Source organism: Sphingomonas sp. LR55, from assembly GCF_036856015.1.
Classification (GTDB): domain Bacteria; phylum Pseudomonadota; class Alphaproteobacteria; order Sphingomonadales; family Sphingomonadaceae; genus Sphingomonas.
The window spans coordinates 2,119,955-2,132,565 of record NZ_JASPFO010000001.1; the positions used below are offsets into that span (position 1 = coordinate 2,119,955).

Consider the following 12,611-nt stretch of genomic DNA (forward strand, 5'->3'; position numbering starts at 1 on the left):
TAGGTTCGGTTATGAAACCTACGGCGTAACGCCGGGGCATGAGGATGCAGCATGACCGAACATGTCGACGTGATCGTGGTGGGCGCCGGCATTTCCGGGATCGGCACCGGCTACCACCTCCAGACGCGCTGCCCCGACCGAAGCTACATGATCCTCGAAGGCCGGCAGTCGATGGGCGGGACGTGGGACCTGTTCCGCTATCCCGGCATCCGCTCCGACTCGGACATGCACACGCTGGGGTTCGTCTTCCACCCCTGGACGGCGGCCAAGTCGATCGCCGACGGCCCCTCGATCCGCGCCTATGTCGAGGAAACGGCGCAAGCGTACGGAATCGACCGAAAGATCCGCTACGGCCATCACGTCAAGTCCGCCGCGTGGTCGACCGAGGATGCGCGCTGGACGGTCGAAGCCACCGGCCCCGACGGCCCGGTAACGCTGACCTGCAACTTCCTCTCGATGTGCGCGGGCTATTACAATTACGCGAAGGCCTATTCGCCCGAGTTCGAGGGCGCGGAGAGCTTTGCCGGGCAGATCGTCCACCCGCAATTCTGGCCCGAGGACCTCGACTATAGCGGCAAGCGAGTCGTCGTGATCGGCAGCGGCGCGACCGCGGTGACGCTGGTGCCGACGATGGCGAAGACCGCCGAGCATGTGACAATGCTCCAGCGTTCGCCGACGTACATCGTCGCACGCCCCGGCGAGGACGGCGTGGCGAACTGGCTGCGCGGCAAGCTGCCAGCCAAGGCCGCGTACGGCATCACGCGGTGGAAGAACGTGCTGATGGGCATGTTCTTCTACCGGATGGCCCGGAAGAAGCCCGCGGTCGTGAAGGAGCGGATGATCGGCATGGTCCGCGACCAGCTCGGCCCCGATTACGACGTCGCCACCCACTTCACGCCGCGCTACAACCCGTGGGACCAGCGCGTCTGCCTGGTGCCCGACGGCGACCTGTTCACCGCGATCAATGCCGGCACCGCCTCGATCGTCACCGACACGATCGCGCAGATCACGCCCGACGGCATCCACCTCGATTCGGGGAAGGACCTGCCCGCCGACGTGATCGTCACCGCCACCGGCCTCGAACTCCAACTGATGAGCGGGGTCGCGTTCAGCCTCGACGGCAAGCCGATCGAGCTCGCCGGGCGGCTCCAGTACAAGGGCATGATGTTCGACGGCGTGCCGAACCTGTCCTCGACCTTCGGCTACACCAACGCGTCGTGGACGCTGAAGGCCGACCTGACCGCGGTGTATGTCTGCCGCCTGCTCAACACGATGACCAAGCGCGGCCTGCGCCAGGCGACCCCGCACAACGACGACCCGACGATGAAGAACGAAGCGTTCCTCGACTTCACCTCAGGCTATGTCCAGCGCGCCGCCGCGGCGCTGCCGACGCAGGGCGAACGCAAGCCGTGGAAGCTCAACCAGAATTACGCGCTGGATCTGATGGCGTTGAAGTTCGGTTCGGTCGACGACGCGATGGTGTTCTCGAACCCCGCCAAGGTGAAATCCCGAGTGCCTGCGTAGCCGGTCGAAGCGGCGTCAGGGCAGCGTTTCGCCCGCCTCGACGCCCCACAGGCCGCCGATCGCGACGAACCCCGCCTGCCCCTTCACGTCGAACCGGCACCAGCCATTGGCGCACTGGCTCAACCGCCCGACCACGCCGGGTGCCGCGCGCCACAGCAATTTACCGGACGCGGCGGGCTTGTCGCGCAGCTCCACCGGCCCCGCGCCGTGGACGATCGCGGTGCGCGTGCCGCTGAGCAGATTGGCCTGCATCCAGCCTTCGGTACCGTCGGGATCGGCGACCTTGCGCCATTCCTTGAAGATCGCGACCACCTTGATCGGCAGATCCTGGCGCTGATACAGCCAGCTCGCCGGATACGTCCGCGCAGGCCCGGTCCGCATCCGCGCGCGCGACGCCGAGATCGACGCATAATAGGGCACGCTCTTCTTCGCATCGGCGGCGACCGCGGGGTTCGGGATCAGCGCGACGGCAGCGAGAACGGAAAGCGCGGCGGCGAGAATGCGCATGATCGAGTCCTAAATGGCGAGCCCCGTCCTATCCCGACACCGCCCGTTCCTCAACCGCGTTGACGTGCCCAACGACGACGGCATGAACGGCGCACGTTGACGCGCGCGCGCCTTCGCCAAGCCGTCGCCATGACCGACACACGCCGCTGTCCGAACCCCAAGGTCGTCGTCACGCGCGAGCTGGCCGATACGCTGATGGACCGGATGGAGGCGCTGTTCGACACGCAGAACAACCGCGCCGACGCCAAGCTCGACCGCGAGCAGCTCGCGGCGGCGATGGCCGACTGCGACGTGCTCGTCCCGACCGTGACCGACGACATCGACGCCGACCTGATCGCGAGCGCAGGCGACCGCCTGAAGCTGATCGCGAACTACGGCGCGGGCGTGAACCATATCGACCTGAAGGCGGCGCGCGCGCGCGGAATCATCGTCACCAACACGCCGGGGGTGCTCACCGAAGACACCGCGGACATGACGATGGCGCTGATCCTGTCGGTACCGCGCCGCTTGGCCGAGGGCGAGAAGCTGGTGCGCTCGGGCCAGTGGAACGGCTGGAGCCCGGGCGGGATGCTCGGCCACCGGATCGGCGGCAAGGCGCTCGGCATCGTCGGGATGGGGCGGATCGGCCAGGCGGTCGCGCTCCGGGCGCGCGCGTTCGGGCTGACGATCCATTATCACAATCGCACCCGCCTGCCCGCGGTCCGCGAGGCGCAACTCGCGGCGACCTTCCACGCCTCGCTCGACGATATGCTCAGCAGCGTCGACATCGTGACGATCCACACCCCGCTCAACCCCGACAGCCGCGACCTGATCGATGCGCGCCGGATCGCGCTGATGCGGCCACACGTGTATCTGATCAACGCGGCACGCGGCGGGATCGTCGACGAGGGCGCGCTGGTCGATGCGCTCGAAGCGGGGCGACTGGCGGGCGCGGGGCTCGACGTCTGGGCGCACGAGCCGGCGATCGATCCGCGGCTGCTCGCGCTGCCCAACGTCGTGATGCTGCCGCACATGGGCTCGGCGACGCTCGAAGGCCGGATGGCATCGGGCGAGCGCGTCATCCAAAATATCCGGATGTGGGCCGACGGCCACCGCCCGCCCGATCAGGTGCTCGACGGCTGGCTGTAACCGCCCGAATACAATCTGGATCAGTTGTTCGGAACTGATCCCGCGGTGCAGCATTTGTTGGATACCCCCGGAGAGACAGGAGTATCCCCATGAAGAAGTTCGCCATTTCCGCCCTGCTGGTCGCGTCCGCCGTGTCGATGAGCGCATGCTCGACGCTCAAGGGTGCGGGCATCGGTGCAGCCGGTGGCGCAGGCGTCGCAGCAGCGACCGGTGGTAGCGTCGAGAAGGGTGCCGCCGTTGGTGGTGCCGGTGGCGCAGTGGTCGGCACCGTCGCCGACTAATCTATCGCCGCCTAAACGCTCGATCCTCCCCCGCCAGGGGAGGTGTCGCCGAAGGTGACGGAGGGGGAGGACACGAAACCCACGTTTCGCTTTCCTCCCCCTCCGTCTGGCAAGGGCCAGCCACCTCCCCCTGGCGAGGGAGGAGCAGCCCAGCCCTCTAGACCGCACGCATCCAGTGCGTCCGCGCGACAGTTCCGGTCAGCACCTTCGACCCGAACGCCTTAATAATCTTGGCGGCGTCGACACTGTTCATCAGCACCACGCGCGTGCCGCCCGACGGCAGCGTCTCGATCGCGCTGATGATCGCGTCGTGCTTCTTGCACATCGCCACGACCTGCGGCTGCTCGACGCTGACATTCACCGCGCGCGAGATCGGCACGACGGTATCCGCACCGGTCGTCATGACCGGATCGCCCATGGTGCGCTGGTAGAAAAGATCGTCATGCGGCATTCCCGGCTCGGAGCGGGAGCGCAAAGCATCTCTCAGTCGCAGCCTGCCCGTACGAAGCGCCGCGATGCGTGTAGTATGCGCGCAATGGCGCCAAACGGCAATGGCATCGCCGTCAATGTTACCCCGTCGCTACGTTCGCACCCGCAGCAACGCGAGCCCGAAGCTGACGAAGATCGCGCCCGTCACGCGGTCGAACGCGCGCCGCAACGCCGGCCGCGTCAGCGACCTTGCGAGCGTCCGCCCGCCGGCTGCATACACGCCGTACCAGAAGCTCTCGACCACCGCGAAGGTCACCACCAGGATCGCGAACTGCGGCGCTTGCGGCGATGCACGGTCGACGAACTGCGGCAGGAACGCCGCCGCGAACAGCAGCAGCTTCGGGTTGCTGATCCCGATCGCGAACCCGCCGCGGAACAGTCGCCGGGCCGACCAGCTTTCGGGCAGCGTATCGCCACCAAGATCGATCGGCGACCCCGCCCCGCCCCAAGCCTTGATCCCAAGGAAGATCAGATACGCGACACCCGCATAGCGCAATGCGTCGAACACCCGCGGCCACGCCGCCAGCAACGCCGATACGCCCGCCGCCGACGCGGCCAACACGAGCACCAGCGCAGTCAGGCACCCCGCCATCGCCGCGACGCTGCGGCGCGCGCCAAAGGCGATGCTCCGCGTCATGACGTGCAGCATGTTCGGCCCCGGCGTCCCGCACAGGAGGAACACCGCGACCACGAACAGCCACCATGCGTGTAGCGTCATTTACGGCTCCTGATGTTTGCGGGGCGGTTCGAGCGGTTCCAGCGAGTCCGTCCGACCACTCTCCACCCCGCCCCCGCGCAATCCGTCACCCCAGCGAAAGCTGGGGTCTCCCTCGTGACAGGCGAACGGAGTCTCATGACGAGACCCCAGCTTTCGCTGGGGTGACAGAATTTTGAACGGATTGGCGACGCATCACAGGCACGATGCAGCCCGACATCTCAAGCAGATGCGCGGGATATGGCCCGGCGAAGCCCGCGCGCCTCAATCCCCGTCAAAATCCGATCGACCAGCTGCCCGACACTCGGCACGAAGCCGTTCGAATAGAACGGATCCTTCTTGAAATTATACGCCGCATGGCCTGCAAACATCAGATTCTGGTCGATGTCGCCACCATGCGCGATGTCCTGCAGCGTCTTCTGGATACAGAAGCTACGCGGATCGGCGAGGCGGCCGGTCGAGTTGGTCTCGGTATCCGCCCAGCTCGAGAACGAGCATTGCGACAGGCAGCCCATGCAGTCGGCCTGGTCCTTGCGGATCATGCCCTTCTCGGTCGGGCTGACGAACACCAGCGTGTTGTCGGGCGTCTTCAGCGCATCGGTATAGCCCTCGCCGAACCACTGCCGCGCGCGCAGCAGGTCGTTGCGCGTCACCCAGAAGTTCTTGCCCTTCACGCCGACGTCGAGCTGGAAGACGTGATCGCCGGCCTCCTGCGTCGAGAAGGCGATCTGGCGCTCCGACCGTGCCTCCAGCGAGCGCAGGAACGGATTGCGCACCGCCGACGAATAGAACCCGGTCGGCGAGAATTTGTGCAGCAGCACGTCGCCTTCCTCGATCTGCGTGAGCGCGTTCTTCCAACCCTCGGGGATCGGGCTCTCGCGCGTGAGCAGAGGCCGCGTGCCGAACTGGAACGCGATCGTGCCAAGCTCGGGATTGTCGATCCAGTCGTTCCAGTCGCGCAGATACCAGACGCCGCCCGCCATCACGATCGGCACGTCGTCGCTGATGCCGCCTTCGCGCATCACGTCGCGGAGTTCCTTGACGCGCGGATAGGGATCCTGCGGCTTCAGCGGGTCCTCGGCGTTCGACAGGCCGTTATGGCCGCCTGCGAGCCACGGATCCTCGTATACCACCGCGGCGAGCCACTCGGCCGCCTTCGAATAGGCGCGCTTCCACAGCGCGCGGAACGCACGGCCGGAGCTGACGATCGGCAGATAGCTGACGCCGTAGGACGCAGTGATCTCGGACAGCTTGTACGGCATGCCCGCACCGCAGGTGACGCCGGCGACCTTGCCACGCGTGCGCTCCAGGACGCCGTGGAGGATCCGCTGCGCGCCGCCCATTTCCCACAGCACGTTGATGTTGATCGCGCCCTTGCCGTCGGCGATCTCGTACGCGCGCTCGACCTGCTGGACCGCGCCTTCGATTGCGTATTCGACGAGTTCCTCGTGGCGCGCACGCCGCGTCAGCGCTTCATAGACCTGCGGGATGATCTTGCCGTCGGGATCGTAGCTGTCGGCATTCACGGCAGAGACCGTGCCGATGCCGCCGGCCGCAGCCCAGGCGCCGGCCGACGCGTGGTTGGTCGCGGCGACGCCCTTGCCGCCCTCAACCAGAGGCCAGACTTCCCGACCGTTATAGACGATAGGCTTCAGGCCCTTGAACACGACGTCACCTCTCCCGGAAAATACGGCCCCCTATATCGCAAGGACGCAGCGCGCGAGCAATATTAAGACCTAGGTTAGTATATCGCCCAGCGCACCGGGGCGCCCGAGCGCATCCTCGTACAACGCGCGATAGCGAGCGATCATAACTGCTTCGTCGAATTCCGCCCGCGCCTTGGCCTGGTTCGCAGCACCCACCGAGGTGCGCAGCGCAGGATCGGACACCAGCGCCTGCAACGCGTCGCGCAACCGAACCTCGTTGGCGATGTCGGTCACGAACGGCAGGTTCTCAAACGCGACCATCCGCTTCAGGTCGCCGACCGGATAGCTCGCGATCGGCAGGCCCGCGGCCATCGCCTCGACCACCGAGATCGGAAACTGCTCGCTCCGCGACGACATCGCGAGCATGTCGAAATGGCCGATATACCGATACGGCCGATCGAGAAATCCGGGCAGCACCAGCTTGTCCGCCATCCCCATCGCCGCCGCAGCCTGCATGATATTCGCGCGTTCGGGCCCCTCGCCAACAATCACCAGCCGCACCCGCCCCGACACACCGCCGACCGCCCGCACCAGCGCGGTCAGGTCCTTGACCTCACGCAGACCCGCGAGCGCACCGATCACGACCTCCTTGGCGTTGGGCACGAACCCCGGGATCGCCTTCGGTTCGGGCTTCTGCGCATAATAGGCGGTACCGATCCCGTTGACGATCCGGTGCACGCGCGCGCGGCTGCTTCCAGGTGTTCAGCGCGATGCCTTCGAGCACCTCGGAGGGCACCGCCAGCGCATGCGCCGCACTCAGCGCCAGCCGCCGGTATATGTTGCGCTCGATCTTGAGCCCGGACGCCTCGTCGGCGTTGAACCCATCCTCGTGATGGACGAGCGGCGGCGCCCCTTGCTGAATGCGCGCCGCGCCATCGCCCCGTCGATCGCGCCCCAGTTATACGTCAGTACCAGATCGAACCGCCGCATATACTGCGCGATCGCCTCGTACCGCTTGACCGAGGGCTTGCCGGTCAGCGGCGGTGGATTCTGCGCGATCTCGTAGCGAATACCCTTCGCTATCGAGTCCCGCGCGCTAAGGGCATCGGGCACCCCCGACACGATGGTATGCCTGGCACGATCCCCAAACGCATTCATCAACCGAACCGCCCGCGCCTCCTTGCCGCCAAGGTCGAACGAGGAGTGGAGATGGAGGATGTTCACGGAAGCGGCCATGCGCCGGGGGATGCCGATTTCTGGACGGGGTTTCAAGGGATCCGGATACCCATGCCGCATCTTGCACAGGCGAACGAACCGCCATCACCGCGACCGCTCACGCCCAGTTGCGGCCGTTGCATACGGTCAACGAACCTAGCTTATGCAAGAGACACGCCGTGCCAACCATGTAGCAAGAGCTGGCAATCCAAAGAGCAGCGGCGACAAAATTGCAACTTTAGAAATTGCGGTTTGCGGCGGGTCCAGGACAAGAAATAATACCGGAATACTATACACAGCCAGCGTCGTTAACCACATCAGGGACGGTCGAACGCCACTGTCTAACGCGCGTTGTCCAAATAAAATGCCGACACCGATTGGCAACGCGATAAGTGAATAATTTAATAGTCCGTTCTGCAGATCACCAAACGACAAGAGAAGCAGAGATACTTGAAACAGGATAAGAGCTGAGATTATTGGGGTAAAGTGTTTCGACTTCAAAGGGGCATTTGGCTTCATCGCACCCGATTCACGGACATCAAGTAAATCAGAGCGCAGTCCACTGTTATACTGAGTACGGCTAGTATAATTAGCCAATCGGGCACATGTCGATTAGTTACGGGCTCAACGGCGATTATAAATGGGCCCGCAATCCCGAAAGCCACAATTAGACTGCGGACAATTTTGGATCGCTTTTCGTTGTGCATTTTCAGGGGAATAGTGGCATTTTTCGACCGGATCAACGCAGCTTTCAAGCTAGGGGGATTGTTCGCTTTCCTACCCATAGCCGCGATTCACGCGAGGAAATCAGTTCACGCCGCAAACACATCCTTCGCGATATGCGTGATCCGGCAGGCCAGGTCCGCCTCCCCGCTCGCCACTACATAGAAGTCGCCCGCGTCCGCGATACCCGTCGTGAAGACGACGTTATCGAGGTACATGCTGTCCTTCATCGGCTCGGTCAGCGCGGGGTTGGGTTCCAGTAACGGCGCGTGCTGTGTCGCGACCGTGATCGACGGATCATCCTTGTCGAGAATCGACCAGTACGTCCGGTAGATCCCGACCACGCCTGACGGTTCCACACCGTGCCACAGCGTCAGCCACCCGCGATCAGTGAGGATCGGGGCGCCCCGCCGCCCATCCGCGCGGTCGCGACGGTGGCGGCATGCGGGCGGATGCCGGGCTTGTCGTGTGGCTTCCAGTGCAGCGCATCGGGCGAGCGCGACAGGTTGATCGAGGGGCCGCTGCGCCATTCGCTGCCCGGCGGGTAGGCGAAATACAGGTCGCCGAGCGGGCGGGTCTGTGCCCAATATTGCCCGTCGATCAGCCCCTCGAAGATCAGCATGTCCTTGTTCTGGTGATCGAGCACGATCCCCTCGAGCTGCCAGTCGAGCGCGTCGGCGGACGTGTACAGCGTCGTCGAGTGCCGCTCCGGGCTGACCGAGCAGGTGGTCATCAGATAGCGGTCGCCGACCTTCGAGATCCGCGCATCCTCAACGCCGTAGCATTGGTACGAGGTGCGCGGCGCGATCGCCTTGTCGTAATGCACCGCGACCACCGAGCGGCCCTCGGCGTCCAGTTCGACCGGCAGCAGCCACGACAACGACGTCAGCGCCATCACCTTCCACCCACCCCCGGGGATCAGGAATTTCCGCGGATCCTTCGTATCGACCATCGCCAGTGGCCAAGCGTCGAGCACATACGTGCCGTCTTCCCAGCGGATCGCATGGACGTTGCCATCGCTGATCGGCTTTTTCAGCGCTTCCGCCACGCGCACCATCAACAGCAGATTGCCGTTCGCCAATCGCGTCATACCCGGATTGAACGCGCCGAGCACATAGGTCTCGGCGCCGACCTTCCCCGCCAGCGGCGAGCGCGACAGGTCGATGTCGGCGGGGGTGAAGACGAGCTGGTCGAACATGCTGTACTCCTTGGTAACTTATTGTCCGTTCGCTCAGCACGAACGGAAGTCGGAACTTACTCCCCTCAAGCGCCCGCGGGACTATCACGATCTGCTGGATCACCGTCCGCGTCGGCTGGGTCAGCACGAACTCCACCCCGACCGCGATGTCCTCTGCGCGCAGCATCTGCTCCGCCTCGATCATCTGGCGCTGCTTGTCGTCGGGCACGTCCGGATACTGCATGTTCGACCCGACCTTGCCCGGCTCGACCAGCGAGACCTTGATCCCCTTCGGGCCGACCTCGCGCCGCAGCGCCTCGGCGAACCCGGCGATGCCCGATTTGATGCCGGCATACACGGTCGAGCTGGGCCCGAGGATATGCGCGCTCAGCGAGCCGATGATGACGATGTCGCTGATCGGCGTCATCCGGTGCGCGGCATGATGCGCGCTGAGCAAATACGCGGTGAAGTCGACCGCGATCGCATAGCGGAGCTCGTCCTCGCTCATCTGCATCAGACCGCCCGCCGCAACCGCCGCGTTGACGACAGTGATGTCGAAGCCGCCGAGATACGCCTCGCCCGCATCGAAGAACGCAAGAACCTTGTCGGGATCGGCGAGTTCGGTGATCATCCCGTCGCCCTCGCCGACTTCGCGAATGCGCGCGAGCGCGTCCTGCAGATAGCGCTCGTCGCGGCCGCAGATGAACACCTTAGCCCCTTCCGCCGCGAGCAGCACCGCGATCGCCCGGCCGATCCCGGTGGTCCCCCCGGTAATGATCGCACGGCGGCCCTTCAGCGGGCGGACGGTCGTGTGGGCGTCGGAGAGTTCGGTCATCAAGTATCCCGGCTTGTCAGCAGATTGGCGGCGAAACACCTCGCGCCGCCCTCCCCCTAAGCGCGGATCGCTGCCCCCTCAAGCGCACGCGCCAGCAACCGGTCGATCGGCTCCTGCAGCATCGTCTCGCTCAGCGTCGGCGCATGCCCCACGCCCGGCACCGTCACCAGCTCCGCCCGGTCGAGCGATGCCGCCATCCGTTCCGCCGTCGTCGCCGACAACAGGTCCGATCGCCTGCCGCGCACGATCAGCGTCGGCACGTCGCGAAGCGAGCCCAGCGCCTGCCACATGTCCGGCCCCGCCTCGTTACCCGGCACGCGGAACGGCTCGGCGATCTTGAGGTCGTAATCGAGCACGATCCGCCCCGAACTGTTGAGCCGGTACAGCCGCTTGGCCATCGCCAGCCAGTCCTCGATCTGCCAGTCGGGATAGACGTCCGCGTTGTTCTCGGAGACGCAGCGCGCGGCGTGCATCCAGGTCGGGAAGACGCTCGCCTTGCCGACATAGCCACGGATCCGCGACAGCCCCTGCGCATCGATCTCCGGCCCTACATCGTTGAGCAGCGCCGCCATCATCCGCCCTCTGGAAGGTCCAGCCATGAGCATCGTGACGATCCCACCGAGCGACGTGCCGAACGCTATGTACCGATCGATGCCGAGTTCGGTCAGCAACGCCTCGACGTCCTGCACGTAGGTCAGCGGCACGTACGACATCGGATCCTTCGCATACGCGCTCTCGCCGCGCCCGCGGAAATCGATCGCGATCAGGCGCCAGCGCCCTGCCAGCCTTGCCGCCAACGCATCGAAATCACGCGCATTCCGCGTGAGGCCCGGCATGCAGAGGATCGGCGGCTGACCTTCCTTGCCCCCTGGATAGTCTCTCGCGTGCAGTCTCAGCCCGTCGTTGGACCACCAATAGAGGTTTTCGTGAGCGGCCATGGTTGCGTCCTTCGGGTAGCGGCCACCATATCGCCGCATGCCTACCCGCCCGCAAGTGTATCGCCCCGAAGCAACGCTCCTCGACCTTGGAGACGGCTTCTTCGATCCCGTCGCACCCGCCGACTTCCCCGAGACCCGGCTGCGGTTCCGCAACGACCGCGCCGCCGCGCAGATCGGCGTCGACACGCTGACCGACGACGAGTGGACGCGCCATTTCGGTCGGTTCGAGCCTTTGCCCGGCACGCTCCCCCAGCCGTTCGCGCTCCGCTATCACGGCCACCAGTTCCGCAACTACAATCCCGATCTCGGCGACGGCCGCGGCTTCACCTTCGCACAGATGCGCGATGATCAAGGCCGGTTGATGGACCTCGGCACCAAGGGCTCGGGGCAGACCCCGTGGAGCCGCGCGGGTGACGGCCGCCTCACGCTCAAGGGCGGTGTCCGCGAGATCCTCGCGACCGAAATGCTCGAGGCGCTGAACGTCCCCACGTCGCGCACGTTGTCGCTGATCGAAACCGGCGAGCACCTCCACCGCGGCGACGAGCCCAGCCCGACGCGCTCGGCCGTCCTCGTCCGCCTCAACCACAGCCATGTCCGCATCGGCAGCTTCCAGCGCCTCGCCTACGAACGCGACGAAGCCGGCCTTCGCAAACTCGTCGGCTACACGCTCCGCAACCTGTACGACGAGGACGGCGACGACCCGGTCCGCCTGCTCGACCTCGTCGTCGGCCGCACCGCGCGCCTCGCCGCACGCTACATGGCGGCCGGCTTCGTCCACGGCGTGCTCAATTCGGACAACATCAACGTCACCGGCGAGAGCTTCGACTACGGCCCGTGGCGCTTCGCCCCGACCTGGGATCCCGCCTTCACCGCCGCCTATTTCGACCACCAAGGGCTCTACGCGTTCGGCCGCCAGCCCGAGGCGATTCACTGGGACGTGATGCAACTGGCCGTCGCACTCCGCCAGATCGCGGAGAGCGAGCCGCTTGTCGCCGCGCTCGACCAGTTCGGCCCGCGCTATCAACCCGAAGTCACGCAGGCGATCCTCTGGCGCCTCGGCGTCCGCCCGCGCGATCCCGACACCGACCGCGACCTCGTCCAGGCCACCGAACGCGCACTCCGCACCTCGCGCGTCGGCATCGACCGCTTCTTCTTCGACGCGTTCGGTAGGGAATTGCCCGACACCTACGCCGAACCCTGGACCGAAGTCCGCGCCGCACTCGCGTCGTACGAACCCCGCAAAGATCGCTCGCACCCCTATTGGTCGGGCGAACCGTGCAGCATGCTCATCGACGAAGTGGAGGCGATCTGGGCGCCGATCGCCGAGAACGACGACTGGACGCTGTTGAACGCAAAGGTCGCCGCGATCCGCAACATGGGAGACGCGCTCGCCGAATAATTGGAATCATCCCTGATTTGAGGCAAGAGCAGCG

The 12,611-nt window shown here is 65.4% G+C and carries 10 protein-coding genes and 3 pseudogenes; 4 read left to right on the forward strand and 9 right to left on the reverse strand.

The window, feature by feature from the left end:
- The first annotated feature begins 51 nt into the window (after positions 1–51).
- Positions 52–1,524 carry a flavin-containing monooxygenase gene (locus tag QP181_RS10060; RefSeq protein ID WP_333928425.1) on the forward strand — a complete coding sequence of 491 codons (1,473 nt, stop codon included), beginning with the start codon at positions 52–54 and terminating at the stop codon, positions 1,522–1,524.
- A gap of 15 nt (positions 1,525–1,539) precedes the next feature.
- Here QP181_RS10060 and QP181_RS10065 read toward each other — a convergent pair whose 3' ends face one another.
- Positions 1,540–2,031: an SH3 domain-containing protein gene (locus QP181_RS10065; RefSeq protein ID WP_333928426.1), complete on the reverse strand. Its 492-nt coding sequence runs from the start codon at positions 2,029–2,031 to the stop codon at positions 1,540–1,542.
- Between the two features lie 129 nt (positions 2,032–2,160).
- Between QP181_RS10065 and QP181_RS10070 the strand changes: the two genes are divergently transcribed.
- Together QP181_RS10070 and QP181_RS10075 are read left to right on the forward strand one after the other, a co-directional pair.
- Entirely contained in the window at positions 2,161–3,159 is a 999-nt protein-coding gene (locus QP181_RS10070) for a 2-hydroxyacid dehydrogenase (RefSeq protein WP_333928427.1), read from the forward strand.
- 89 nt (positions 3,160–3,248) lie between these two features.
- A complete protein-coding gene (locus QP181_RS10075) occupies positions 3,249–3,440 on the forward strand; it encodes a YMGG-like glycine zipper-containing protein (RefSeq protein ID WP_132895283.1) in 192 nt (63 codons plus the stop codon).
- 157 nt (positions 3,441–3,597) lie between these two features.
- Here QP181_RS10075 and QP181_RS10080 read toward each other — a convergent pair whose 3' ends face one another.
- The 8 genes and pseudogenes from QP181_RS10080 to QP181_RS10115 form a co-directional block, all read right to left on the reverse strand.
- Complete coding sequence (locus tag QP181_RS10080; RefSeq protein WP_333928428.1) at positions 3,598–3,915, reverse strand: hypothetical protein; 318 nt, start codon at positions 3,913–3,915, stop codon at positions 3,598–3,600.
- Positions 3,916–4,020: 105 nt separating this feature from the next.
- Entirely contained in the window at positions 4,021–4,647 is a 627-nt protein-coding gene (locus QP181_RS10085) for a LysE family translocator (protein WP_333928429.1), read from the reverse strand.
- Positions 4,648–4,865: 218 nt separating this feature from the next.
- Positions 4,866–6,311: an NAD(P)H-dependent flavin oxidoreductase gene (locus QP181_RS10090; RefSeq protein WP_333928430.1), complete on the reverse strand. Its 1,446-nt coding sequence runs from the start codon at positions 6,309–6,311 to the stop codon at positions 4,866–4,868.
- A 69-nt stretch (positions 6,312–6,380) separates the two neighbouring features.
- A pseudogene (locus QP181_RS10095) lies at positions 6,381–7,526 on the reverse strand (glycosyltransferase family 4 protein).
- Between the two features lie 135 nt (positions 7,527–7,661).
- Positions 7,662–8,102, reverse strand: a complete 441-nt coding sequence (locus QP181_RS10100; protein ID WP_333928431.1) for a hypothetical protein — start codon at positions 8,100–8,102, stop codon at positions 7,662–7,664.
- A gap of 215 nt (positions 8,103–8,317) precedes the next feature.
- A pseudogene (locus QP181_RS10105) lies at positions 8,318–9,426 on the reverse strand (glycoside hydrolase family 130 protein).
- A gap of 145 nt (positions 9,427–9,571) precedes the next feature.
- A pseudogene (locus QP181_RS10110) lies at positions 9,572–10,240 on the reverse strand (SDR family oxidoreductase); the annotation flags it as partial.
- A 56-nt stretch (positions 10,241–10,296) separates the two neighbouring features.
- Positions 10,297–11,178, reverse strand: a complete 882-nt coding sequence (locus QP181_RS10115; RefSeq protein WP_333928432.1) for an alpha/beta fold hydrolase — start codon at positions 11,176–11,178, stop codon at positions 10,297–10,299.
- Between the two features lie 37 nt (positions 11,179–11,215).
- Here QP181_RS10115 and QP181_RS10120 point away from each other — a divergent pair, with 37 nt between their 5' ends.
- A complete protein-coding gene (locus tag QP181_RS10120) occupies positions 11,216–12,577 on the forward strand; it encodes a protein adenylyltransferase SelO (RefSeq protein ID WP_333928433.1) in 1,362 nt (453 codons plus the stop codon).
- Positions 12,578–12,611 lie beyond the last annotated feature (34 nt).

Bases quoted from the DNA above. Each gene is read 5' to 3' on its own strand.
- QP181_RS10060 (WP_333928425.1), top strand. From the start codon at position 52: ATGACCGAACATGTCGACGTGATCGTGGTGGGCGCCGGCATTTCCGGG.
- QP181_RS10065 (WP_333928426.1), bottom strand. From the start codon at position 2,031: ATGCGCATTCTCGCCGCCGCGCTTTCCGTTCTCGCTGCCGTCGCGCTG.
- QP181_RS10070 (WP_333928427.1), top strand. From the start codon at position 2,161: ATGACCGACACACGCCGCTGTCCGAACCCCAAGGTCGTCGTCACGCGC.
- QP181_RS10075 (WP_132895283.1), top strand. From the start codon at position 3,249: ATGAAGAAGTTCGCCATTTCCGCCCTGCTGGTCGCGTCCGCCGTGTCG.
- QP181_RS10085 (WP_333928429.1), bottom strand. From the start codon at position 4,647: ATGACGCTACACGCATGGTGGCTGTTCGTGGTCGCGGTGTTCCTCCTG.
- QP181_RS10115 (WP_333928432.1), bottom strand. From the start codon at position 11,178: ATGGCCGCTCACGAAAACCTCTATTGGTGGTCCAACGACGGGCTGAGA.
- QP181_RS10120 (WP_333928433.1), top strand. From the start codon at position 11,216: ATGCCTACCCGCCCGCAAGTGTATCGCCCCGAAGCAACGCTCCTCGAC.